The organism is Duganella sp. BJB476, assembly GCF_003416895.1.
Classification (GTDB): Bacteria; Pseudomonadota; Gammaproteobacteria; order Burkholderiales; family Burkholderiaceae_D; genus Rugamonas.
In genome coordinates, this window is the sequence record NZ_QVIO01000001.1 from 1,603,479 (window position 1) to 1,627,406 (window position 23,928).

The window sequence follows — 23,928 nt, forward strand, 5'->3', positions numbered from 1 at the left end:
CGGATACGCGGGGCAAGCCCGCAGCGTCGGCAAGTTCAGGACAGGCGCGGCGGACGTTCCAGCGTTGCGGGAATATAGGCGGTCATCGACGGCTCGGCCGCAATAAAGCCGGCGCCGGAAAACGACGCGGGCAGCACCAGGGAAGGCACGGCGGGCGGCGCCGAAGCGCCCACGCAACTGGCGCAGTGGCTGCACTTGCCATGCGCGCCGGAGGTCTGCTGATCCGATTTCGCGGGTGCGCAATGCTCCGTCGGCTGACTTACCGACTGCACTGGCAGCGTCAGCGTCGCGCACGGAATCAGGACGACAGCCGTCCCTTGCAGTGGCAGGGCTGCTATCAAAATCCAGAGCAGGAAACGGATAAATGGGCGCATAAGTGGGCTGAATGGTACCGCAGTCTCTCCAGGAGAGGCAACTGTGCGTACCTTACACCTTCCCACTGCGGTAAGGTCAAGCCCTATTTGAGGTTGACGCGGGCAACGACCGGATGATGGTCGGATGGATAGCGCCGGTCCAGCGAGTCGCTCAGCACTGCATATTTTTGCACGTCGAAATGCCGGTCGACGAAGATATAGTCGATCCGTTCCGTCATTGCCGCGTCCAGGTGGAAGTCGTTGAAGGTGCCAACCGGGCCATATGGCGGCGCCGCGCTCACCTGGAAAGCGTCGCGCATCGCCTTGGCCATGGTCTGCATCTGCACCGTTTCCGGCGTCGAGTTGAAATCGCCGACGCAAATGGCCGGCTCGCCGTGGGCGATCTCGGCGATTTTGCGCAGCACCAGATCGGCCGATGCACGGCGGGCCTGTTCTCCCTGATGGTCGAAATGGACCGAAAAAACGAAGAACGACCGGCCGCTGGTACGGTCACGCAAGCGCGCCCACGACGCTAGCCGGTGGCAACAGGTGGCGTCCCAGCCGAACGAGGGGCGGTCCGGCGTTTCGCTCAGCCAGAAGTCGCCCTTGCCCAGCAAGGCGAAACGGCTCTTGCGAAAATAGATCGCTGAATGCTCGCCGGCGCTCTTGCCGTCGTCGCGGCCGACACCGACATGATCGAATTCCGCCATCTGGGCCAGGTCGGCGATTTGATCGGCCAATCCTTCCTGGGTGCCGAAGATATCGAACTCGTGGTAGCGGATCAGCGCCTTGACCATTTCCCTGCGGGCCGGCCAGGCGTTGGCGCCGTCTTCGGCATGGTTGTAGCGCAGGTTGTAGGTGGCGACGTTGATCGGCGCCGCCACAACTGGCGCGCAGGCCATGGCGAGCAGCACGGCAAACAGCGAAAACAGTATTCTCATAACGATCGGCTCCAGCAATATGACGGTTAATTTAACCACGACCTGCGGTCCATGGCGCGACAGCGGCCGAACGGCTCCCCAGTTTAACGGCCTTTACTAAACGGCTGCCCACGGGCGGACAGGAACGTTGTTTGAAAAATACCGCTGTGCTAAAGTCAGGCATGCGAATACTCCCTGCGCTGCTGCTCTGTTGCCTGCTTTATGCCGATCCCGTAGCGGCGGTCGGCGTCTCGCGCCCCAAGGTGGCGGTGGTGCTGTCCGGCGGCGGCGCGCGCGGCGGCGCCCACATCGGCGTGCTGAAGGTGCTGGAAGAGCTGCATGTGCCGATCGATATGATCGTCGGCACCAGCGCCGGAGCCATCGTCGGCGCGGCCTATGCCAGCGGCATGCCGCTGGCCGACATTGAGCGCGAGATGCAGACGCTCAGCACCGCCAACCTTTTCCACGACGTCGCCCGAGGCGACCTGTCGATCGCCCGCAAGAGCGACGACGCCGGCAGCTATATCGGACCGGAGATCGGCATCGGGCCGGGCGGCCTGGCGCTGCCCAAGGGCGCGGTGTCCGGCGTGGCGCTGGAGGCGCTGCTGCGGCGCCTGACCGTGCGCCAGGGCGATCCCGATTTCAACCGCCTGCCGATCCCCTTCCGCGCCATCGCCACGGACGTCAGCGACGGCGAGATGGTGGTGCTGGATCACGGCAACCTGGCGCAGGCGATACGGGCCAGCATGGCCATCCCCGCCGTCATCACTCCGGTGGAGATCGACGGCCGGCTGCTGGTCGATGGCGGCGTGGCGCGCAACCTGCCGGTTGACGTGGCGCGGCAAATGGGGGCGGAGGTCATCATCGCCATCAATATCGGCACGCCGCTGCTCAAGCGCGAGCAAATCAAGTCGGTGCTGTCGATGTCCGAGCAGATGATGCGCATGCTCAGCGCCAGCAACCTGCGCGCCTCGCTGACCCAGCTAGATCCACAGGTCGATGTGCTGATCACCCCCAACCTGGCCAGCGTCGATGCCGGCAGCTTCGATCTGCTGAAGGAGGCCGAGGGCTACGGCGAACAGGCGGGCCGTGATGCCGCCACCAGGCTGCAGCGCTATGCCGTGTCGCCGGAGGATTACGCGGTGCTGAGCGCGCGCCGCCATGGCGCGCAGGCGCCGCAGGGCGTGCTGCTGTCGGCGGTGCACATCGACGGCACGCAGCGGGTGCCGGAGGAATCCCTGCGCGGCACCATGGACACCAAGGCCGGCGATCTGTTCGACGCCCGCAGGGCGGAACGCGACATGCGCCGCTTGTACGGACGCGGCGACTTCGAACATGTCAGCTATACGCTCACGCCGCAGCAGGACGGCCGCCATGAAATGACCACTACCGTCAATGAAAAATCCTGGGGCCCGCAGTACCTGCGTCTGGGCCTGGGCGTTTCGACCGACTTCGAGGGCGATTCCTTCTTCACGTTGCGCGCCATGCATCGCTGGACCTGGCTCAACGCGCTGGGCGCGGAGTGGCGCAACGATCTCGAGATCGGCCACACGGACCGTCTCAGCACCGAATGGCTGCAACCCCTGACGCCGGCGCAGCGCCTGTTCGCCAGCGCCTACCTGTCCGGCGAACGCACACCGCTGGACATCTACTCCAAGGGCGAGCGGCTGGCGCGCTACCGCAACGAATCGATCACCACCGGCGTCGATCTCGGCGTGCCGATCGCGGAATGGGGCGAGGCGCGCATCGGGGTTTCGCGCGGCCACGTCAACCTGCTGGCCGACACCAGCTTTGTGCCGCCGTCCGAGCTGTTCCCCCGCGCGCGCACCGGCGGCGTGCAGATGCGCCTGCGGGCGGATACGCTGGACAACAGCGCCTTCCCGCGCTCCGGCGCCAAGGCCGACTTGCAAGTCTATTCGTCCCGCACGGCGCTGGGCGCGGACACCAACTACAACAAGCTCTCCTTCTCCGCGCTGACGGCGGCGGCCACCGGTCCGCACTCCCTACAAGGCGCGCTGGAAGTGCAGCACAAGCTGGGAGCGAACGAGCTGCCGGATCACGAGATCGTCTCGTTCGGCGGCTTCCTGCGCCTGTCCGGCATGCGCACCGGCGAATTGCTGGGCAATAGCCTGCACTTCGGCCGCCTGGTCTACAACTACCGCATTTCGGCACCGGGTTTGCTGGACGGCGCCTACATCGGCGCGTCGGCGGAACTTGGCCGCGTCGGCAACACCATCGACTCGCAGAACGGCGAGCAGACGGTGCGCAGCAACGCGCTGTACATCGCCATCGACACGCCTTTGGGACCGCTGTATTTCGGCGCCGGCCGCGCATCGGGCAACCAGACGGCCTTATATCTGCTGATCGGGAAGCCTTGACGGGATGATCTCGGCGATCATCTCGCCTTGCTCGTCGATGCCACATTCGCTGAAACCGAAGCTGCGATAGAACTCGCGCGCCACCGTGTTGCCCGGCTTGTAGTAGATGATGATGCGATGGACATCGGGTTTTGCGCGCAACTCTTCCAGCAACAGCGCCATCGCCTTGCGGCCTATGCCCTTGCCTTGCTGCGGATAGTCGACCATGAAGCGGTAGATGCCGTACAAGCCGGGGACATCGTCCGCTTGGCAGTCGTATAGCAGGAAGCCGGCCAGTTCGCCGTCGCAGTAGATCCCTCGCGTGAAAAAATCGGGATAGAACTTGGACTGCGCGATCGAATAGGCGTTGCTGTCCAAGAAATCGCGCTGGTGCTCCGGCAGTTCCATGTCCATGAAGCTCTCGAAATTGTCCTCGTTGATGTCTTGCAGTGTGACGTACGTTGTCATTAAAACCCTTAAGCAATGATATTCAGGCCGCCGTCGACATACACGGTGCTGCCGGTCAGGCGATGTGCATATTGCGAGGCCAGGTAGGCGCAGGTGTTGCCGACATCGAGGATGTCCACCAATTCGCCCAAAGGTGCGCGGGCCACGGCGTCGCGCAGCAGCAGTTCGAAGTCCTTCAGGCCAGACGCCGCCCGTGTTTGCAGCGGCCCAGGCGAGATGGCGTGAACGCGGATGCCTTTGGGACCCAGCTCATAGGCCAGATAGCGGCAGCACGATTCGAGCGCAGCCTTCACCGGGCCCATGACGTTGTAATTGGGGACGACCTTCTCGGCGCCGTGGTAGCTCATGGCGAACATGCTGCCGCCATCCGTCATCAGCGGCACCGCCAGTTTGGCCATGCGCACGAACGAATGGCAGGACACATCCATCGCCTGCAAAAAACCCTCCAGCGAACAGTCCAGCAAGCCGCCTTGCAGATCGGCCTTCGGCGCGAAGGCGATCGAATGCACCAGGATATCGAGCTTGCCTTGCTCCGCCAGCGTGGCGAACAACGCCTCCATTTCACCGGCCTTCGTCACATCGAGCGGCAGCAGTTGGGCGCCGATTTCCTCGGCCAGCGGCGCCACATGCGGCAACGCCTTCTCGTTCAGATAAGTGAGCACGACTTCCGCGCCCAGTTTGCGAAAGGCCAGCGCGCAGCCCCAGGCGATCGAATGTTCATTGGCGACGCCAACCACCAGCGCGCGCTTTCCGGCCAAAATTGGATAAATCGTTTCGGTGTTCATGTCGGCTCCAGTAGCGTCAGCGTGTGACGGGCTATCATCAATTCTTCATTGGCGGGCACCACCCACACCGCCACCTTGCTGTCGGCGGCGCTGATGCGCGCCACGCCGCGCGGATTGGCCGAATTGGCGGCGGCGTCCAGCTGCACGCCCAGCCAGGCGGCGTCGCGGCATACGGCGGCGCGCAGGGCGATGCTGTTCTCGCCTATGCCGCCGGAGAAGACCAGCGCATCGAGGCCGCCCAAAGCAGCCGCCAGCGAGCCGAGTTCGCGGCCGATGCGGTACACCATCAGCGCGATGGCAGCCTTGGCGCGCGGATCGTCGCTCTGCTCCAGCGTGCGCATGTCCGACGAAATGCCGGAGACGCCAAGCAGGCCCGATTCCTGGTACAGCAGCTTCTGCACCGCGCCCACGTCCATGCCCAGTTCATCGATCAGGTACAGCACCACGCCGGGGTCGAGCGCTCCGCAGCGGGTGCCCATCGGCAGGCCGTCGACGGCGGTGAAGCCCATCGTGCTGGCGACGTTGCGCCCAGCCGCCATCGCGCACATGCTGGCGCCGTTGCCCAGATGCGCCGCCACCACCTTGGCGCTGGCCAGCGATGGATCGGCTTCCGGCAGGCGGCTAGCGATATATTCGTAGGAAAGTCCGTGGAAGCCGTAGCGCCGCACGCCCTGCTCCGTGATCCGCGCCGGCAGCGCGAAGGCCTGCGCCTCCGCCGGCTGGCCGACGTGGAAGGCGGTGTCGAAGCAGCCGATCTGCGGCACGTCCGGCGCCATCGCCATCACGGCGCGCACCGGCGCCAGGTTGTGCGGCAGATGCAGTGGCGCCAGCGGTATCAGCTTCTCCAGCGCGGCCAGCACTTCAGGATCGAGGCGCTGCGGCCCGCTGTAGGCCACGCCGCCATGGACGATGCGATGGCCGACCGCCACCACGCGGCGGCCTTCGAGATGGGTTTGCGAGAAATCGATCAGGAAGCGCATGCCGGCTTCGTGGTTCAGCGGCGCGTCCGGCCAGCTGCGCTCTCCGATGGACCGGCCCTGCGCGTCCTGGGCGCTGAAGCGCGTGACGCCGCTGTACAGGTTCTCGATCTTGCCCTTGAAGGTCAACGCCAGCGCGGCGCCGCTGAACAGCGAGAACTTGATGCTCGACGAGCCGGCGTTGATGACGACGATGCTATCGTTTGGAGCCATCGGCTTATTCTCCGAGAACGCGGGCGCCAGCCAGCTTGCTGTGCGCCACCAGCACCGCCACCGCACAGGAAGCGAGGCGCGCGGTCACCGAATCGGCGCGGCTGGTCAGGATGACGGGCACGCGGGCGCCGAGCACAATGCCGGCCGCCGCTGCGCCGGCCATGAAGGTCAGGCTCTTGGCCAGCATATTGCCGGCCTCCAGATCGGGCGCCACCAGGATGTTCGCCTTGCCGGCGACCGGCGATACCAGATGCTTGATGGCCGCGGCCTCGGGATCGATGGCGTTGTCCATCGCCAGCGGACCGTCGAGGATGCCGCCGGTGATCTGGCCGCGGTCCGCCATTTTGCACAGCGCGGCCGCGTCGATCGTCGACGGCATCTTGGCGCTGACCGTCTCGACGGCCGCCAGGATCGCCACCTTGACGGGATCGAACTTCAACACGTGCGCCAGGTCGATGGCGTTCTGGATGATGTCGACCTTGTCGTCCAGCGTGGGGTTGATGTTGACGGCGGCGTCGGTGATGATCAACGGCTCGCTGCGGCCCGGCACGTCCATCACGAAGCAGTGGCTGAGACGGCGGCCGGTGCGCAGGCCGGTGTCGCCGGCGACCACGGCGCCCATCAATTCATCGGTATGCAGGCTGCCCTTCATCAGTACCGAGGCCTTGCCTTGGCGGACCAGCTCCACCGCGCGGAACGCCGACGCGTGGCTATGTTCGGTGTCGATCAAAGGCAACGCGGAGATATCCAGTCCCGCTTCCTCGGCGGCCTTGCGGATGCGCGCTTGCGGGCCGACCAGGATCGGGTTGATCAACCCCATGCGGGCGGCATCCAGCGCTGCTTCCAGCGCGTGGCGGTCGCACGGGTGCGCCACGGCCACCGTCACGGGGCCAACTTTGCGCGCCGCGGCGATCAGCATTTCGTAATTCGGGTGTGGCGTGTTCGGGGCATTCATTGACTCTCCTCGGCAGTAAGCCTGGGGAATGATAGCAACAACTGCAAATAAAGCAATATTTCGGATGGTTTAACCCCGTTTGCTCCGCTGCTCCGTTACATGCAGGACGCCGGGCTTTTCCGGTGAAGGAGACGTCATGTTACGCCCACTACTAGTCGTGTTTTTATTGATGGTGTCGACGCTGGCCCAGGCCATTGCGCCGCTGCCGCCCATCATGCCGCCCCGCCTGATCGTGCCGCGCGCGCAAACGCCAGTGCGCCTGCAAAGCCTGCGCATCAACGCGGAGATCAGCGGCGGCCTGGCGCAGACCACTGTGGAGATGGTGTTTTACAATCCCAATGCGGTTCAACTGGAAGGCGAACTGCAATTCCCGCTGCTGCCAGGTCAGCGCGTGACGGCCTTCGCGCTGGATATCGACGGCGCGCTGCGGCCGGCCGTGCCGGTCGAGAAGGCCAAGGGCCGCATGATCTTCGAAGAGGTGGAGCGCCGCCGCATCGATCCGGCGCTGCTGGAGGTCACGCAGGGGAACAACTTCAAGCTGCGCGTCTATCCGATACCGCCGCGCGGAACGCGCACCGTGCAGCTGAAATACGCCGAGCCGCTGGCGCGCAATGAAGCCCAGCGCCTGTATCGCCTGCCGCTGGCCTACGGCGACGCCATCCCCGAATTTGATCTGGAACTGAACGTGCTTGGCGCTAGCACGCCGCCGCAGCCGCGCGGTGCGCTGGGCGGCATGCAGTTCGAGCGGCAGCAGGACGGCTATCGCGCCCGCGTGACCAGAAGCGCCTACCGCGCCGACGGCACGCTGGAACTGGCGCTGGCCGCCTCCACGCAGCCGCAGACATTTGTGCAGGAATTCGACGGCGAGACCTTCTTCCTCAGCGAGATCGCCGTCGGCGGGGACAGCCCGCCTCAGGTGCGCATGCCGCCGGCCGTACTGGGACTGTTATGGGACAGCTCCGGATCAGGCGCTCAGCGCCAGACCGAAGCCGAACTGGCTGTGCTGGATCACTACTTCAAGGCCGTACCCAATGTGGAAGTACGCCTGATCCGCCTGCGCGACCGCGCCGAGGCCAGCCAGCGCTTCCGCGTCGTCAACGGCAATTGGAGCGCCTTGCGCGCGGCGCTGGCAAGCACCGCCTACGATGGCGCCAGTGCGCTCGGCGCCTGGAAGCCGGAAGCGGACATCAACGAATACCTGCTGGTCAGCGACGGGCTGTCCAATTATGGCGATGCGCCCTTCCCCACACTGGCCAAGACCCAGCGTTTGTATGCATTGAATTCGGCGCTGGTGTCGGACAGCGCACGCCTGGCCGCGCTGGCGGAGCGCAACGGCGGCCGCCTGGTGCAGCTGCAAGCGAACCACCCGGCGCAAGCCGCGCAGGCGCTGCTGGCGGATACGCTGCGATTGAGCGATATCAGCGCCAGCGGCGCCAAGGATATTTCGGTCGAATCGCATGAGCCGCAGGACGGCATCCTGCGCATCGCCGGACGCCTGACGCAGCCCTCGGCCGAACTGACACTGACCTTGACGCAGCAAGGCAAGAGCCGCATCGTGACCGTGCCGGTGAATGCCAACGCGCCATACCATCCGCTGGCCGCCGGCATGTGGGCCAGCTACCGCCTGCACGCGCTGGAGGCGGACTACGACCTGAAGCGCGGCGAAATCCGCCGCCTCGGCCAACGCTTCGGCATGCCCACGCGCGAGACTTCGCTGCTGGTGCTGGACCGGCTGGAGGACTACGTGCGCTATGAGATCGAGCCACCGCCAGCCTACAAGGAGGCCTACGCTCAGCTCAAACAAAATCGCCTGGTATCGCAACGCCGCATCACCGTACAGCACACCGATCAGATTGTGCGCGAGTTTGAACAAAAGGTCGCGTGGTGGGAAAAGAGCTATCCGAAATCGGGCTTGCCAAAGCTGGTCGACTTCAAGGCCACGGAAGAAGAGGCAGCCGACGCTGCGCCGGAGCCGATCAGGGCGGCACGCTCGGCGTACGCGCCATCAGCGGCAGCGGCCGTGCAAATGGCGCCGCCACCGCCGACAGCTCTGGCATCGCCCACGCTGTCCTATGGCCGTGCCGATGCGCGCCGCATGGAAGTCGCCGCCAAGCCAATGGCGGCGCCAGTCGGCGACACAATGAACGCCGGCATCCAGCTCAAGAAATGGTCACCCAACGAGCCGTATCGCGCTCGCATGAAGGCGGCCAAGGCGGCCGACCTGTATGCGATCTACCTGGACGAAAAGCCGAACTACACCAACAGCAGCGCCTTCTTCCTGGACAGCGCCGACATGCTGCTCGAACAAGGCCAGCGTGACCTGGCGCTGCGGGTACTGTCAAACCTGGCGGAGATGGACCTGGAAAATCGCCAGGTCTTGCGTATCCTCGGCTACCGCCTGCTGCAAGCCGGTGAGTCGGCGCTGGCGATCCCGGTCTTCCAGCAGGTACTGAGGCTGGCCGAGGAAGAGCCGCAATCGTATCGCGACCTCGGCCTCGCCTACGCCGCAGCAGGCCAGGTGCAGCCCGCGATCGACCAGCTTGCGGAGGTGTTGAGCCGCCCGTGGGACGGTCGCTTCGCCGAGATCGAACTGGTGACGCTGGCGGAGCTCAACGCCATTATCGCCAAAGCCACCGTCAAGCCTGATACCAGCCGCATCGACCGTCGCCTGCTGCGCAACCTGCCGCTGGCCTTGCGGGCAGTGCTGACCTGGGACGCCGACAACACCGACATCGACTTGTGGGTTACCGATCCGAACGGGGAGAAATGCTACTACGCCAACCGCTACACCTACCAGGGCGGCCGCATGTCGCGCGACTTCACCGGCGGCTACGGGCCGGAGGAATTTTCACTGCGGGTGGCCAAGCCGGGCAAGTACCGGGTGGAGGTCAACTCGTTCGGACATCGCCAGCAGATCGTCGCCGGCGCCACCACCGTGCAACTGCGCCTTAGCACCGGCTTCGGCACGCCGAAACAGCGCGACCAAATGGTGACGCTGCGCCTGCGCGACACCGGCAGCACGGTACTGGTGGGAGAGTTTGACGTTAATTGATCGCGTCGAGTTGCAGCCGTAGTTCCAGCGGCACCTCGGCATCAGGATAGCGCATGCGGAACTTCAGCCATTCCGCCTGCGCTTCTTTCGTTCGGCCAGCCTTTAGCATGTCGCTCATGCGCGCCAGCCAGGCCGGCGCGGACAACACTTCAACTGCCGGCGCGCTGCGCATCATCACCGACGGCGCGGCGGAATAGCCCAGCACCTTCTGTTCGGATGCTGGCGTCGCATCGATGGCGCTACCTGCAATGACGATGTCGGCGACCGGCGCCGGCTTTGCCGTCGGCCGAGCCACTGAGCGCTTCACCTGCGCCAACTTCGGCGCGGGCGGCGGCGGTGGCGCCGGTACGGTAGCGGATGGCGCCTCCGCCGCCGGGCTGGCGGCGGCGACTCGTGCATCCGGCGCTGCGGCTTCCCGCGAGACGACCTCCCGTTCAGCCACCGGCGCGAACGCTTGCGGCATCAATCCGCGCACCATAAACAACGCCAGCACCACGCTGGCGGCAAGACCGAGGGGAACCCGCGCCCGCCGCAGATAGTGGCGCGCCGGCGGTGCCGCAGGTACGCCATCGAGCACCGCATCGTTGGCCGATGCACCCGGCACGGCGGCGGCGCCGAGATCGGACGCCGCGCGCGCAAGGATGGCGGCGGACAAGGCCTTCGGCGGCTGCGGCTGTGGCAAGTCCCGCAGCTGACGCGCCAAATCCCCCTCGCCTTTGAGGAAGTCGTCGAACTCCGCGTCTTCAGTGTGATCGTGTGGATTCATGCTCTCGCCTCTACGGCCGCCGGCGCCAGTTCCTGCCGCAATTTGCGCATCGCGTAACGCAGGCGGCTCTTCACCGTCTCCACCGGCGCCGCCACCAACTCCGCGATTTCTTCCAGGCTCATGCTGTTGAACTGCTGTAGCACCAGCGCCTCGCGCTGGTCGACCGGCAGCAGCCGTATCATCGCATGCAAACGGCTGGTCTGCTGCTTGCGCTCCAGTTGGCCGTCGGGCGCGGGGCTGTCCTGTGCGGCATCTGCCACGTGATCGAACCAGTCGTCGTCGCCGCCGTCGCTGGCCAGCAGCACGCGTTCGTTCATGCGTATCAGGTCGATCAGGCGATTGCGGGCGATCTGGAAAAGATAGGTGCGGAAGCTGGCGCCAGGTTCGTAGCGCGCGCGGGCCTGGTGCAGATTGGCCCAGCTGTCCTGCATGATGTCGTTGACCCACTCCCGGCGCGGCGAACGCCATGCCAGGAACAGGTACAAGCCCTGGCTGTGGCGCCGATACAGTTCCGCGAACGCCGCCAGATCGCCATCGCGATAGCTGAGCATGAGGACTTCATCGGATCGTGGCGCGGACATGACGTCATGATAACGCAGGGATCCGCCGACCGAAGCCCGTGTATTGTTACCAAATATTGCCGGTCCAGAAGATCCCGTCACATCGTCCAGGTGCGCAGTCCGATCCAACCGATCGAGCACGCGTAAGCGGCGATGGCGAGGATCCCGGCGGATGTCAGTCCGGCATGCCAGCGCGCCGGCCGGCCGGCGCGCTGGTTGGTCAACGCCAGCCAAAGTCCGGCTACCGCCAGCAGCGGGAACGCCACGCTGCACAGCAGAATCGGCACCGAAAGCATGCTCGGCGCGGCCAGCATCGCCATGGTCGCTATGCCTCCGCTGATGCCGAACAGGGGCAATATGAACGTGGCGCACAGGCAGCCGAAGGCCAGCAGCGGCACGATCCGCACCTTCCAGCCGCCCTTGGCTTGCAGCGTCTTCCGATAGGCGGCCACGCCCCAGACCGGCAAAGCCAAAACACCGAATACGCCGCCAAGCAAGGTCAGCGCAGCGACAATTGCGTAGCCGGCGATGCGCCAGGTAGCTTCGCGCTTGCGGTCGCCCAAGCCGCCGGACAGGACGTAGGTTTCTCCATCTTGCACCGCAAAGGCCAGGCTTGCCGCTTCCCGATCGGCGCGGCGGAAGGTGTGCTTGCCGGTCGGCAGGTAAGGCTTGCCGCTAACCCGCAGGCCGCCATCGACCAGGGTGACCCGCGACATGCCCAACACTTCCGCATAAGGCCGCATCAAGTCCTTGGCCGGCGTCACATTGCGGTAGAAACCGGTCAGCGCTGCGAGTTCCGTCTGATCGACTGGGAACAAAGGCGCTGGCGCAAACGCGTGCTTGCGGCTCAGGTAAGCCTGGATCAGGCCGGTAACCGGCGTCCGGAAGTCGACGCCCTCACCGCCATTTGCCAACACCACGTAGCCACTGCCTTGCGCGGTGGAATAGCCGTAGACCGAGGTAAAGGAATCGATTTCACCGTTGTGGCCGCGAAAGCTCGCCCCGGTCTCACTCAGCGGGAAGTTGCCCAGGCCGTAGCCTGCGTCCAACCCTGCCCGCGCGGCCAGCGAGGATTCGCCGTGCTCGATGCGCTCGACTGCCTGCGGCGACAGGATCCGATGCCCATCGACGGTGCCCTTGCCGACAAAGAACAACACCAGGCGCGATAATTCCCGCACGCTGGTGGCCAGCGATCCGGACGGCGGCATGATGATGTGCTGGTACGGCGTCGGTGCGCCATCGGGCGCGTAGCTCTTGGCCAGCTTGGCGGCCAGTTCAGGCGTCAGCGTGAAATCGGCGCTGGCCATGCCCATCGGCCGCAGCACATGGTCGCGCTCGAAGGCCGCGAAATCCTGCCCTGCCACTTTTTCCAGCACATAACCCGCCACGGCCGGGCCGGCGTTCGCATAGACGGCAAACTGACCCGGCCGCCAACGGCTGACGTACTCCGGGCTGGCGAACTCGACGCCACGCCGCACCGACCAGTCGGGACCGTTCTGCAGCTCGACACGGGTACTGATGTCAGGCCAGCCCGTCGTATGTTCGAGCAGGTGAACGAGGCGCACGGGGTCGCTTTGTTCCCATGGATTGTTGAAGCGGATTTCGGGCGCGAGGTCGGCCAGTCGGGCGTCCAGCTTCAATTTGCCACTGTCGACCAGCTGCATGATGCCGATGCTGGTGAAGCTCTTGGAGATCGAGGCTGCGCGAAAAATCGTATCCGGCGTGACGCGTTCACCGCTGGCCTTGTCCGCTACGCCATACCCCTTGAGAAGGACAATCTTGCCGTCTTCCACCAGCGCCAGCGCGGCGCCTGGAATGCCTCGCTGTACGAACATCTTTTCCAGGCGCTGGTCCAGCTCTGCCAATGTGGACGGCGCGGGCTCAGCGGCAATCGCCGCCGTACCGCTGGTCATCACCAACAACAGCGCGCCGAGCAAACGGAAGGGTTTTAATGACGGCATCGGTGCTCCTTTGAGTGCGTTTAGTGTACTAGTGAAGTAACACAGTAATGCAATCATAGAGCATCTTGGTTGAAATGCAAGTCAATTTTTAAGGGTTAGTAGATCTCGCGGCGCAGGCGTTGCATTTGCTGTTCGTGACGTTCCACCCAGCGGCGGGCGTCGTCCAGCTGACGCTCCAGTTGCCGGATATAGTCGATCAGATCGCGGCGTTCCTGCTCGCGGCGGGCGTCCTGCCTCCTGGTGTCGTCGTTGACCACGCGGTCCTTGGCTTCCAGATTGGAGCGGATCTCGCGTTGCAGCCGGTCCAGCCGATGGCGGGCATCGTTCAGGCGCCCCGATATCTCGTTGGCGTCGTCGACCGCCTGGCGATATTTGGCCGCTGCCACTTCATAATCCTGCCCGCTGACATAGGCATGCTTTAACTGGTTGCGCAATTCACCGCGGCAGACCTCGACCGCCATGCCGCTGTTGGTGCGGCCTCGCTCGAAGGCATTCTCCGGCATGCAGTATCTGGCGTTCTGCTCATCCCAAGCGGCCGTGTACAGGTCGCGTGTCGCGGCGATCACGAACACCCCGTTGCGGCCCGCGTTGGCGATGCGATCGTCCAGCATGAAGGGCTTGCCGTAGCCGTCATCGGCTCCGGTCTGGCGCCAATAGTCGGTCAGGCGCGCTTCCCAGGCCTGGCGATATTCGGATTCGAAAATCTTCAGGCCCTTGGCGCGCGCCTCCTTGCTGCGCATGGCGAAGTCCTTGCCGCTGACGGCATCCTGTGTGCCGAGATTGCGCCAGTAGTTGACGATCTCGCCGTTCCACGCCGCGCGATAGGCTTCCTCCTGCACCTGCACGCCGGCGCTACGGGCGTTGGATGCACGGTCACGGAAGGCGCTGTCCGGCGTGCCGTTGCGCGCATCAGTGTAGCCGGCGTCCTGCCAGAAGGTGCGGTTGCCGATCTGCCAGCCGTCGGTATATGCGGCTTCGTCGAAGCGCAGTTGCATGCCGGCGGCCCTGGCGCGTGCGGCATCCTTCTGGGCCGACAGCGGCTGGCCGTCGGTGCCCGAGCGCTTGCCCAGCCCTTTCCAATATTCGGAATTGCCGATCGCCCAACCGGCATCGTAGGCGGGACGGTTCAATGGCGTCTTGTGCTTGCGGACGTCGTCGCTGGCGGCGTGCGCGTCATACTGCGGCTGGAGTCCCTTGCCGCCATCCTGTTGGCCCAGCTGTGACCACAGGTCCCAGTTACCCTGCGCCCAGCCGGCGATGTATTGCGCCTCGGCGCCGATGGCTGCGGGTTTCTTGTCGTCGGAGTGATCGTCGCAGAAGTCCTTGCGCTCGGCGTAGTCGGACGGCTCGCCCTGCACGCCGTCCTTATGCCCGATGGCGGTCCAGTCGCCGACCTTGCAATCGGCGATGCGCTGCATGGTGGATTGGCAGCCGGCCAGCAGCAGCGGCAAGGCGAGGATCAGTGGTCGAAAACGGGTCAGATAGTTCATGGCGGCTTATGAGAGTTTCAGCGGCCCGATTATATGGCATAAATAACAAAGAAAATATACGTCACTCCCTTACGTCGGCAAAGCTCACGACCACTTGCAATCCCGGCCCGTCATCGCGATTCGCCAGCTGGATGCGTCCCTGGTTGCGTGCCGCTGCCCGTTCGGCGATGGCCAGGCCAAGTCCGCTGCCCGGCTGGTCCTGGTCAGGCAAGCGGAAGAAGCGCTCGAACACCTTGCGCTGCATCTCCGGCGCAATGCCCGGCCCCTGGTCGGCGACCGAGAGCACGATATGTTCATCCGCCTGGGCGACGGCCACCGTCACGCGGCCGCCTTCCGGCGAATACTTGACCGCGTTGCTGACCAGGTTATCGATCAGCGACGCCATGCTTTCCAGGTGCATGGCCAGCATGCAGCGTTCCGGCGCCTGCAATTCGATTTCGACATGGCGCGTGGCGGCGATCTGCCCGGCCAGCGCCAGCCGGTCCGCCACCAGTTCGACCAGGTCGCGCGGCATCAGGCTGGCATGATCGCGGTCACCGCCGGAGCGGGCCAATGCCAGCAGCTGGTGCACCGTGTGCGTGGCGCGCTGCACGCCGGTGCGCAGGCCCTGCCCCGCCTCTTCCACCCGCTGCGCCGTGCGTGTGGTGGTCAGCGTATCGGCGTTGATCTGGATGATGGACAGCGGCGTCTTGAGCTCGTGCGCCGCGTCGACCAGGAATTCCTGCTCGCGCTCCAGCCTCTCGGTCAGCCGCTCCATCAGGCGATTGACCGATCCGACCAGCGGCGACAGCTCCAGGTAGGGCGACGGCGCCAGCGGCGACAAGTCGGTGGCCGAGCGCTCCTCGATCTCGCCGACGATGGACTTCAACGGCCGCAGCCCGACGCGGATGATGAACCACGCCGGCAGCAGCAGGAACGGTACGCTGAACAGCAGCGGCGCAAAATAGTAGCCGATGCTCGACACCTGCAGCATCCACTCGCCGATCACCTCCGTCGCCATGCGCACGGTGACGCCGGTGGCGGGATCGTCTTCAACCGACACCACCCAGCCGTCCTTGAGCGGCTGCGCATGCGGGCCGGCGGCTGCGTCGGTGGGTGGCAGACCCGCATCGGGCGACGCGTAGACCAGCTGCCCGTGCCGCCATACCTGCGTTTGCAGCGCCGGGATGTACCAGCCCAGCTCCGTGTAGAGCGCGTAATGCAGCTGCTCCATCTTGCGCACCAGCGGCCGGACCTGCTCCGGCGGCCGCTCGCCGACGGTTTGCATCAGCACGATGATGCGCAAGGCGCTGGCGCGCAGTTCGCGCTGCATGTCGCGCCGCTTGCTGGTGCGGGTTTCGTAGACGTCCAGCGCCAGATTCGCCAGCCAGATCAGCATCATCACCGAGATGAAGCCGAACAGCAGGCGCTTGAACAGCGAGCGATTGTGCATCGTCATTTGTCGACCACGTAGCCGACGCCGCGCACGGTGCGGATATAGCCCTCGCCAATTTTCTGCCGCAGGTGCGACATGTGCACGTCCAGCGCCGCGCCTTCGCTGTGCGGCAGCGCGCGCGATTCCAGCTCGCGCCGGGTCAGCACGCGGTCCGGGTAGCGCATCAGCGCGTGCAGCAAGGCGAATTCGGTTTTCGACAGCACCACGTTGGCGCCGGCGCGGGTCAGCAGCATGCGTTTATCGTCCAGCACCAGGTCCTTGACCTTCCACACCGGTTCACCGGATTCGCTCCAGCCGGTGGCGCGCCGCATCACCGCGCGCAGCCGCGCCAACAGCTCCGTGACGACGAATGGCTTGACCAGGTAATCGTCGGCGCCGCGATCGAGGCCGTTCAAGCGGTCCTCCAGGCTGTCGCGCGCGGTGATGACCAGGATGGGCAGCGTGTGGCCGCCCGCCCGCAGTTCGCGCAGCACGTCGATGCCGTTCCCATCGGGCAGGCCGAGGTCCAGCAGCACGGCGTCGAACGGTTCGTTTTCCACCCAATGACGCGCGTCGCTGGCGCGGCGCACCCAGATCACTTCCTGTCCCGCATCCTGCAAGGCCGCTTGCAAGGCCTTGCCCAATTCCAGGTCGTCCTCGACCAGGCAAATCTTCATATGTCGCCACCTTATTCGTGAAGCCCGTATCTACGCATCTTCTTGCCGGACTGTCAATCGCCTGCGCGCCACAACGTTAGGAAAACCTTAAGGTTCCTTTTGGATAGCGTTAAGGAAGACTAGGGACAATCTGCCCACACTTAAAACGAGGGAGACCAGATGGACAGCAACGCAGGGATCAAAACGACGCTCACGCCTATCGCTTCGGCCGTGGGATTGATGCTGGCATGCGCAGCGGCCGCGCCGGCCATGGCGCAACAGGCGGCCGGCGACAACGCCCAGCCGCTCGAACAGGTGGTGGTCACCGGCATCCGCGCTTCCCTGCAACAGGCCCTGGCACGCAAGCGCAATAGCGACACGCTGTCCGAAGTGGTATCGGCCGAGGACATCGGCAAAATGCCGGACAAGAACGTGGCCGACGCCATCCAGCGCGTACCGGGCGTGAACATCTCGTCCTCCGCCGGCGGTGAAGGCGGCTTCGCCGAGAATGACCGCGTCAGCATCCGCGGCACCAGCTCCAGCCTGACGCAGACGCAGGTCAACGGCCATGCGATCGGCACCGGCGACTGGTTCGTGCTGGACCAGGCCGGCGCCGTCGGGCGCAGCGTCAGCTACGCGCTGCTGCCGTCGGAAATCGTCGGCGCCGTCACGGTGCAGAAAAGCCAGCAGGCCGACATGGTCGAAGGCGGCGTGGCCGGCTCGGTCAACATCGAGACCCGCAAGCCGCTCGACTTCAAGAAGCAGCTGACGCTGGAAGCCTCGGCGCAAGCCATCTACGCCGACCTGCCAAGCAAGACCGATCCACAACTGAGTGCGCTGATCGGCTGGAAGAACGACGCCAAGACCTTCGGCGTGCTGGTGCAGCTATTCTCGGAAAAGCGCCACGAACGCCGCGACGGCCAGGAGTTCTACGGCTACACCCCCATCGCCGCCGACAGCAACGCCGCCAAGGCGCACCCGGAACTGGCGGGCATCCTGGCGCCGGCCGGCATCAGCGCCTCGCTGTTCGAGCAAACCCGCAAACGCACCGGCGGCGCCTTCGACCTGCAATTCAAGCCTAGCAAGGACCTGAGCTTCGACATCAACGGCTTCAGCTCGCAGCTGGATGCGGCCAACTACAACCGCAGCTTCTACAACAACATCGCCGCCAACATCAACGCCACCAATCCGGACACCGGCGCCTCGGTCGGCGTGATCCCTTCGGCCTACACCATCAAGAGCGGCACGCTGGTAGCGGCCACGATACCGGCCTCGCAGTTCCCGGCAGTCAGCGCTACCCAGACCTACAACTCCTCGCTGTACTCGGCCTTCGGCGACCAGATCTACCGTCCCGGCTCGTCGTCCTCGTCGGCCTACATAGACCTGGACGGCAGCTACAAGGTCAATCAGGACCTGCGCGTCAGCGGCAGCGTGGGCTACACGCGCGGCTCCGGCAAGACGCCGGCCGATATCGGCTACGAGGCCGGCCTGACCGGCGCCGGTTCCAGCTACACGCTGAACGGCATGTCGCCAGCCACCATGTCCTTCCCCGGCGCGGACACGTCCAAGTTCACCAACTACGTCACCGCTTCGGCCTGGGGTTCGCACGTCATCACCAAGGACAGCGAAAAATACGCGCAGGCCGACGGCGAATTGCGGCTCGATAGCGGCGTCATGGAATCGGCCAAGTTCGGCGTGCGTTTCGCCGAACACCATCGCAGCGTCAGCCAGCCGGAGAACCGCAGCTGCAAGGCCTGCGACGGCACCACCTCGGCGCCGCTGCCGGCGTGGAACGGCGCCACCTACCCGTCCAACTTCGGCAACGGCATCACCAACAGCGCCGACTTCCTGCGCAACGTATGGCAGATCAACCCCGGCGACATCGCCGCCTGGGCCGCCAAGTACGACCTGGCGGGCGGCCCGACCACCGAGAACTGGGCCGGCGAAATGGACGTCAAGGAGAAATCCAGCGCCATCTACGGCATGGTCAACCTGGCCGGCGACGGCTGGCGTGGCAACGTGGGCGTGCGCTATGTGCACACCAACCAGGCCACGATCACCAACATCCCCGGCGGCGACCATCCGATCGGCCAGGACAACGTGAACGGCGTCTACACGCCGACGCTGAACCAGGTCGGCTACAACGACGTGCTGCCTAGCGCGAACTTCAAGTTCGACCTGTCGCCCAACCTGGTGGCGCGCGCCGCCGTCGCCAAGACCATGGCGCGCCCCGACTTCAGCGCCATGGTCGGCGCGGTCACGCTGAACGACACCAACCTGACCGGCAGCAGCGGCAACCCGAACCTCAAGCCGGTACGCTCGACCAACTACGACGTCGCGCTGGAATGGTACTTCGCGCCGAAAGCGCTGCTGTCGGCCGGCGTGTTCTACATGGACATGTCGTCCTACGTCACCTACGGCACGGCCAACCTCACCTACTTCAACAACTCGTTCAAGCGCTTCGATAGCTACGCGATCTCGTCGCCGACCAATATCAGCGCCAAGAACAAGGGCGTGGAGCTGGCCTACCAGCAGCACCTGTTCGGCGGCGTCGGCGTGCTGGCCAACTACACCTACACCGACGGCAGCGCGGCCGATGGCAAGCCGGTGGTCGGCAATTCCAAAAACACCTACAATGCGGAGACCTACTACGAAGACGACAAGCTGAGCGCCCGCCTGGCCTATACCTATCGTTCCAGCTTCTCCGGCGGCTTGTACAACAGCTTCCCGCAGGTGATGGCGGGCACCGGCAACCTGGCGGCGTCGATCAACTACAAGATCAGCGAGAACCTGTCGATCACCTTCGATGCGCTGAACCTCAACAACGCCGTACTGCGCTACTACGGCGAGAACAAGGACCAGCCTATCGCCTCGTATTCGAACGGCCGCCAATACTACCTGGGTCTGCGTGGCAAACTCTAAACCCGCGCGGATACTGGCGATCGACGCCTTCCGCGGCATCACCATCCTGGTCATGATCTTCGTGAACACATTGGCCGGCATGCGCGGCATGCCGGCCTGGATGGAGCATGCCTCGGCGGATGCCGACGCCATGACCTTCCCGGACGTGGTGTTCCCGGCTTTCCTGTTCATCGTCGGCATGTCAATACCCTTCGCCATGGCGCAGCGGCAGGCGGCTGGTGACACGGCGGTGCAGCGCTGGCGGCATGTGCTGGCGCGCGCCGCCGGGCTGCTGGTGCTGGGCGTATTCATGGTCAACGCGGAGGACGGCTACAACGAGGCGGCGATGGGCATGTCCATCCATCAGTGGTCGCTGCTGTTCTACGGCTGCGCGATCCTGGTGTGGGCGGTCTATCGTTTTCAGAACAAGGCGCTCGCCATGGCCTTGCGTGCGGCCGGCGTCGCAGGTTTGCTGGTCTTGGCGCTGATATTCCGAGGCGGTCCGGATGGCAGCTTGCGCCTGACGCCGCAGTGGTGGGGGATACTGGGCTTGATAGGCTGGGCCTACCTGTCCAGTACCGTGGCATGGGCGCTGACGCGGGCCCGCTTGCTGCCGCTCGGCGCATTGCTGCTGGCTTGCACAGGCCTGTACTGCGCGGCCCATACGGCGGCAGGCGCGCTGGCCGAGAATGCGGTCCACACGTCGATCGCGCTGTGCGGCTTGCTGACGTCCATGATCTTCTTCGGCCAGGAACGCGGCAAGCCATTCCGCGACGCGTTGCTGCTGGCGCTGACGCTGGCCGTGCTGGCCTGCGTGCTGCGGCAGTACTTCGGGATCTCGAAGATCTATGCCACGCCAAGTTGGGCGCTGTACAGCTCCGCCATCTGCGTGCTGCTGTTCGCGGCGCTCCACTGGCTGGTCGACCTGAAGCGGCTGAGTGGCTGGACAGCGCTGGTCCGGCCGGCGGCGGCCAATCCGCTGCTGGTCTACCTCATTCCCTACATCGTCTACGCGCTGATGCAGGTCCTGCACCTGGCGTTGCCGGACGTGCTGGGCTCCGGCATGCCGGGACTCCTTTGGGCCCTCGCCTACGCCGCCATCGTCATGGCGCTGGCGGCTGGCCTCAACCGCATGCATATCAAATTGCAGCTCTAAACTTTAAAACTATGCGTATCAATTCTATCGACGCGGTGCGCGGCCTGACGGTGGCCGCCATGCTGCTGGTGAACGACGCCGGCGACTGGTCGCACGTCTACCCCTGGCTGGAACACGCCGAATGGCACGGCTGCACGCCGCCGGACTTCATCTTCCCCATCTTCATGCTGATCGTGGGTGTCTCTATCAACCTGGCGCTCAGCCCCCGCCTGGACGCGGGCGCGGACAAAGCGCCGCTGGCGCGCTCGGTGCTGTGGCGCGCCGCGCGCATCGTGCTGTTGGGGATAGCGCTGCACGTGGTGGCGATGCTGCTCTTGAACGGGCGCGGCTTCCGCCTGTTCGGCGTGCTGCAAAGGACCGGCATCTGTTTCGCGGCGGCGGGGCTGATGGCCATCTACCTGCGCAACGCCCGTGCCCAATGGACAGCTTTCGCGGCCATCCTGCTCGGCTACTGGGCGCTGCTGATGGCGGGCGGCTCGCTGGAGCCGGGCCTGAACCTGTCCGACCGCATCGACAGCGCGCTACTGGGCCACCTGGCCTACCAGTACGACGCCGCCACCGGCATCGGCCACGATCCCGAGGGCATCCTGGGCACCTTGCCGTCGCTGGCCACCGTCATCCTCGGCCTGCGCGCTGGCGACTGGTTGCGGCGCGGCCAGACCCGCACGCTGGCCCTGGCCGGCGCCGCAGCGATGCTGCTGGGCGGCCTGTGGTCGCTGTCGCTGCCGTTCAACAAGCAGCTGTGGACCTCGTCCTTCGTGCTGTGGACCGGCGGCTTCGGCATGCTGGCCGTCGCGCTGGCCCACCAGCTGATCGACGTGCGCGGCTGGCCGCCGCTGGGCCGGGCCATGGGCGTCAACGCGATCGCCGCCTACGCCGGTTCCTGGATCGCCACTTGCGTGATTGAAGGCAGCGGCCTGATGGGGCCGCTTTATGCGCACGTTTTCAGCGGCCCGCTGGGCCCTCTGTTTGGGCCGTGGACGACCTCGCTGGCGTTCGCCGCCACGTTCACGGCGCTGTTCTGGCTGGCTATGGCGGGCGCCGAAAGACGCGGCTGGCGCGTCACGATCTGAGGCACTGGCTTTTTTTTCGCAAGTTGCGGTAGCGCTTCCATTGCTAACACAGCTATTGCACTGTGCTCAACTTACTTTACAAATTAAAAATATTCCAATTTAAACATTGTTCATCCATAATGCATTTAGAGCAAGTTAATTGACTGAAATCAATCAACCTTCAACACCGCCGGCGGCCGGAAGCCCGCCTGAATTGCGTTTCCTGGAGTTTTTACATGCGTATTAAATCGATAATGATGGCCCTGTCCGCCGCTGCCGCCCTGTGCGCAGGCGTGGCAAACGCCGCCGTCCCTGGTGAACTGATCGTCAACGGTGGTTTCGAAGTCGGTGACTACGGCCAAATCGGCTACAACGGCCATCAGGTTCAGGGCTGGAGCAGCAACGGCTACAACTTCCTGTTCAACGGTACCAACGTGGACCACGGCGGCGTCAACGGCAGCTATGGCAACCTGCAACTGTGGGGCGCCGGCAATGGCTCCGCCAACGGCCTGGGCGCCAGCCCTGTCGGCGGCAACTTTGTCGCCGCCGATGGCGCGTTTGAAATCGCCCCGCTGAGCCAGACCGTCCACGGCCTGGTCGCTGGTCAGCAATACAATCTGAGTTTCTACTGGGCTGGCGCTCAACAACTCAACTTTAACGGCGCCACCACCGAACAGTGGAAAGTGTCCCTGGGCGGCCAGACCCTGTCGACCGAAGTGAAAAACAACGCCAACCACGGCTTCACCGGCTGGCAGAAAGAAACGTTCACCTTTACCGCCACCAGCGCCAGCGAAGTGCTGAGCTTCCTGGCCGTGGGTACGCCTACCGGCGTGCCGCCGTTCTCGCTGCTGGATGGCGTGTCGATGACCTCGGCCGTGCCTGAGCCGCAAACCTGGGGCATGCTGGGCCTGGGTCTGGGCCTGGTCGGCTACGCCGCGCGTCGCCGCAAAGCCAAGGCTGCCTAACTCGCCGCCTGTTTGAATCAATGCCGGACGTTCGCGTCCGGCATTGTCGTTTCCGCCCTTTACTACGCCATGACACTGATGAACCAACTGCTCGCCTACCTGCCTACTTTTGCCGTCAACGTGGGGCGGCTGTGCGTGTGGCTGGTGCTGCTGTCGCTGGTGTTCGTGCCGCTGGAGCGCTGGCTCGCGGTGCGCCAGGCCCGCCTGCCGCGCCGCGCGCTGGCGATCAACCTGGGCCTGTATTTCCTCAACAGCCTGCTGCCGGCCGCCATCCTGGGCGCGCTGATGTCGGTGGTCGCCGTGGCGGCGCAAGCGCTGCTGCCGGCCGCCGTGCCCGCCGCCGTGGGCGCCTTGCCGCTGGTGGTTAAACTGCCGCTGTCCTTGCTGATCGCGGAAATCGGCTTTTATTGGGGGCACCGCCTGAGCCACCAGTTGCCGTGGCTGTGGCATTTCCATTCGGTGCACCACCAGCCGGAGCACCTGTACTTCCTGATTAACACGCATGCGCATCCGGTCGACATGATCGTCACCCGGCTGTTCGGCATGACGCCGCTGTACGTGCTCGGCCTGGCCGGCGCCAGCGCGGGCGGTAGCGCCACGCCGGCGCTGGTGATCATCATCGGCACGGTGTGGGGCTTCTTCATCCATTCCAACCTGCGGGTCCGGCTCGGCCCGCTGGAATCACTCATCGCCACGCCGGCCTTCCATCACTGGCACCACACCAGCTTGGCGCCGCTGGATCGCAACTTCTCGTCGACCCTGCCCTTCCTCGACCGCGTATTCGGCACCTGGCACTTGCCGGCCGACTGGCCGATGGCCTACGGCCTGGCTGAAACCACCTCCACAGCAGCCGACGCCGGCCAGCGCCAGCCCACCACGCACAGCTAACGGCGCGCCGCTTCGTACAGCGGCGTGACCTTGGGCATC

General features: G+C 65.0%; 19 protein-coding genes. 7 read left to right on the forward strand and 12 right to left on the reverse strand.

The window, feature by feature from the left end; all coding sequences use genetic code 11:
* Nucleotides 1-35 precede the first annotated feature (35 nt).
* Complete coding sequence (locus D0T21_RS07065) at nt 36-374, reverse strand: hypothetical protein (RefSeq protein ID WP_116993897.1); 339 nt, start codon at nt 372-374, stop codon at nt 36-38.
* 83 nt (nt 375-457) lie between these two features.
* Nucleotides 458-1,294: an endonuclease/exonuclease/phosphatase family protein gene (locus D0T21_RS07070; RefSeq protein WP_116993896.1), complete on the reverse strand. Its 837-nt coding sequence runs from the start codon at nt 1,292-1,294 to the stop codon at nt 458-460.
* Between the two features lie 161 nt (nt 1,295-1,455).
* Here D0T21_RS07070 and D0T21_RS07075 point away from each other — a divergent pair, with 161 nt between their 5' ends.
* Complete coding sequence (locus tag D0T21_RS07075) at nt 1,456-3,651, forward strand: patatin-like phospholipase family protein (RefSeq protein ID WP_116993895.1); 2,196 nt, start codon at nt 1,456-1,458, stop codon at nt 3,649-3,651.
* Here D0T21_RS07075 and D0T21_RS07080 read toward each other — a convergent pair.
* From D0T21_RS07080 to D0T21_RS07095, 4 genes are read right to left on the reverse strand one after another with little or no spacing between them, the layout of a single operon-like run.
* Nucleotides 3,625-4,098, reverse strand: a complete 474-nt coding sequence (locus D0T21_RS07080; RefSeq protein WP_116993894.1) for a GNAT family N-acetyltransferase — start codon at nt 4,096-4,098, stop codon at nt 3,625-3,627. The genes D0T21_RS07075 and D0T21_RS07080 overlap by 27 nt on opposite strands.
* 8 nt (nt 4,099-4,106) lie before the next feature.
* Nucleotides 4,107-4,883, reverse strand: coding sequence for an enoyl-ACP reductase FabI (fabI, locus tag D0T21_RS07085; protein ID WP_116993893.1), 777 nt, complete (start codon nt 4,881-4,883; stop codon nt 4,107-4,109).
* Nucleotides 4,880-6,073, reverse strand: coding sequence for an acetate/propionate family kinase (locus tag D0T21_RS07090; protein ID WP_116993892.1), 1,194 nt, complete (start codon nt 6,071-6,073; stop codon nt 4,880-4,882). The genes fabI and D0T21_RS07090 overlap by 4 nt, the downstream gene beginning before the upstream one ends.
* 4 nt (nt 6,074-6,077) lie before the next feature.
* A complete protein-coding gene (locus tag D0T21_RS07095) occupies nt 6,078-7,058 on the reverse strand; it encodes a phosphate acetyltransferase (RefSeq protein ID WP_301546331.1) in 981 nt (326 codons plus the stop codon).
* 106 nt (nt 7,059-7,164) lie between these two features.
* On the opposite strand from D0T21_RS07095, the gene D0T21_RS07100 reads away from it, so the two are divergent.
* Nucleotides 7,165-10,080 carry a VIT domain-containing protein gene (locus tag D0T21_RS07100; RefSeq protein ID WP_116993890.1) on the forward strand — a complete coding sequence of 972 codons (2,916 nt, stop codon included), beginning with the start codon at nt 7,165-7,167 and terminating at the stop codon, nt 10,078-10,080.
* Here the strand turns inward: D0T21_RS07100 and D0T21_RS07105 are convergent.
* The 6 genes from D0T21_RS07105 to D0T21_RS07130 form a co-directional block, all read right to left on the reverse strand.
* Nucleotides 10,073-10,846, reverse strand: a complete 774-nt coding sequence (locus tag D0T21_RS07105; RefSeq protein WP_116993889.1) for a hypothetical protein — start codon at nt 10,844-10,846, stop codon at nt 10,073-10,075. The two genes, D0T21_RS07100 and D0T21_RS07105, sit on opposite strands and share 8 nt — an antisense overlap.
* On the reverse strand, nt 10,843-11,397 hold the full coding sequence (locus D0T21_RS07110) for a sigma-70 family RNA polymerase sigma factor (RefSeq protein WP_116993888.1): 555 nt from the start codon (nt 11,395-11,397) through the stop codon (nt 10,843-10,845). The genes D0T21_RS07105 and D0T21_RS07110 overlap by 4 nt, the downstream gene beginning before the upstream one ends.
* Before the next feature lie 107 nt (nt 11,398-11,504).
* The gene (locus D0T21_RS07115) at nt 11,505-13,367 is read right to left on the reverse strand and encodes a serine hydrolase (RefSeq protein WP_199538633.1); all 1,863 of its coding nucleotides are present in this window, start codon (nt 13,365-13,367) and stop codon (nt 11,505-11,507) included.
* Between the two features lie 95 nt (nt 13,368-13,462).
* Entirely contained in the window at nt 13,463-14,857 is a 1,395-nt protein-coding gene (locus D0T21_RS07120) for a DUF2799 domain-containing protein (RefSeq protein ID WP_116993886.1), read from the reverse strand.
* A gap of 61 nt (nt 14,858-14,918) precedes the next feature.
* Nucleotides 14,919-16,295 carry an ATP-binding protein gene (locus D0T21_RS07125; RefSeq protein ID WP_116993885.1) on the reverse strand — a complete coding sequence of 459 codons (1,377 nt, stop codon included), beginning with the start codon at nt 16,293-16,295 and terminating at the stop codon, nt 14,919-14,921.
* Nucleotides 16,292-16,948, reverse strand: a complete 657-nt coding sequence (locus D0T21_RS07130; protein ID WP_116993884.1) for a response regulator transcription factor — start codon at nt 16,946-16,948, stop codon at nt 16,292-16,294. Before D0T21_RS07130 ends, D0T21_RS07125 begins: the two co-directional genes overlap by 4 nt.
* A 159-nt stretch (nt 16,949-17,107) precedes the next feature.
* On the opposite strand from D0T21_RS07130, the gene D0T21_RS07135 reads away from it, so the two are divergent.
* The 5 genes from D0T21_RS07135 to D0T21_RS07155 all read left to right on the forward strand — a co-directional run bounded on the left by D0T21_RS07135 (nt 17,108) and on the right by D0T21_RS07155 (nt 23,889).
* Nucleotides 17,108-19,849 carry a TonB-dependent receptor gene (locus tag D0T21_RS07135; RefSeq protein ID WP_116993883.1) on the forward strand — a complete coding sequence of 914 codons (2,742 nt, stop codon included), beginning with the start codon at nt 17,108-17,110 and terminating at the stop codon, nt 19,847-19,849.
* Nucleotides 19,836-20,984, forward strand: coding sequence for a DUF5009 domain-containing protein (locus D0T21_RS07140; RefSeq protein WP_116993882.1), 1,149 nt, complete (start codon nt 19,836-19,838; stop codon nt 20,982-20,984). The genes D0T21_RS07135 and D0T21_RS07140 overlap by 14 nt, the downstream gene beginning before the upstream one ends.
* 11 nt (nt 20,985-20,995) lie before the next feature.
* Nucleotides 20,996-22,057, forward strand: a complete 1,062-nt coding sequence (locus D0T21_RS07145) for an acyltransferase family protein (protein ID WP_116993881.1) — start codon at nt 20,996-20,998, stop codon at nt 22,055-22,057.
* Nucleotides 22,058-22,272: 215 nt separating this feature from the next.
* A complete protein-coding gene (locus D0T21_RS07150) occupies nt 22,273-23,001 on the forward strand; it encodes a PEPxxWA-CTERM sorting domain-containing protein (RefSeq protein WP_229211370.1) in 729 nt (242 codons plus the stop codon).
* Nucleotides 23,002-23,079: 78 nt separating this feature from the next.
* Nucleotides 23,080-23,889: a sterol desaturase family protein gene (locus tag D0T21_RS07155; protein ID WP_116993934.1), complete on the forward strand. Its 810-nt coding sequence runs from the start codon at nt 23,080-23,082 to the stop codon at nt 23,887-23,889.
* Nucleotides 23,890-23,928: the final 39 nt, after the last annotated feature.

Bases quoted from the DNA above. Each gene is read 5' to 3' on its own strand.
- D0T21_RS07110 (WP_116993888.1), bottom strand. From the start codon at position 11,397: ATGCTCAGCTATCGCGATGGCGATCTGGCGGCGTTCGCGGAACTGTAT.
- D0T21_RS07075 (WP_116993895.1), top strand. From the start codon at position 1,456: ATGCGAATACTCCCTGCGCTGCTGCTCTGTTGCCTGCTTTATGCCGAT.
- D0T21_RS07105 (WP_116993889.1), bottom strand. From the start codon at position 10,846: ATGAATCCACACGATCACACTGAAGACGCGGAGTTCGACGACTTCCTC.
- D0T21_RS07080 (WP_116993894.1), bottom strand. From the start codon at position 4,098: ATGACAACGTACGTCACACTGCAAGACATCAACGAGGACAATTTCGAG.
- D0T21_RS07125 (WP_116993885.1), bottom strand. From the start codon at position 16,295: ATGACGATGCACAATCGCTCGCTGTTCAAGCGCCTGCTGTTCGGCTTC.
- D0T21_RS07115 (WP_199538633.1), bottom strand. From the start codon at position 13,367: ATGCCGTCATTAAAACCCTTCCGTTTGCTCGGCGCGCTGTTGTTGGTG.
- D0T21_RS07150 (WP_229211370.1), top strand. From the start codon at position 22,273: ATGCGTATTAAATCGATAATGATGGCCCTGTCCGCCGCTGCCGCCCTG.
- D0T21_RS07155 (WP_116993934.1), top strand. From the start codon at position 23,080: ATGAACCAACTGCTCGCCTACCTGCCTACTTTTGCCGTCAACGTGGGG.
- D0T21_RS07120 (WP_116993886.1), bottom strand. From the start codon at position 14,857: ATGAACTATCTGACCCGTTTTCGACCACTGATCCTCGCCTTGCCGCTG.
- D0T21_RS07100 (WP_116993890.1), top strand. From the start codon at position 7,165: ATGTTACGCCCACTACTAGTCGTGTTTTTATTGATGGTGTCGACGCTG.
- D0T21_RS07090 (WP_116993892.1), bottom strand. From the start codon at position 6,073: ATGGCTCCAAACGATAGCATCGTCGTCATCAACGCCGGCTCGTCGAGC.
- D0T21_RS07135 (WP_116993883.1), top strand. From the start codon at position 17,108: ATGGACAGCAACGCAGGGATCAAAACGACGCTCACGCCTATCGCTTCG.
- D0T21_RS07065 (WP_116993897.1), bottom strand. From the start codon at position 374: ATGCGCCCATTTATCCGTTTCCTGCTCTGGATTTTGATAGCAGCCCTG.
- fabI (WP_116993893.1), bottom strand. From the start codon at position 4,883: ATGAACACCGAAACGATTTATCCAATTTTGGCCGGAAAGCGCGCGCTG.
- D0T21_RS07130 (WP_116993884.1), bottom strand. From the start codon at position 16,948: ATGAAGATTTGCCTGGTCGAGGACGACCTGGAATTGGGCAAGGCCTTG.
- D0T21_RS07145 (WP_116993881.1), top strand. From the start codon at position 20,996: ATGCGTATCAATTCTATCGACGCGGTGCGCGGCCTGACGGTGGCCGCC.
- D0T21_RS07070 (WP_116993896.1), bottom strand. From the start codon at position 1,294: ATGAGAATACTGTTTTCGCTGTTTGCCGTGCTGCTCGCCATGGCCTGC.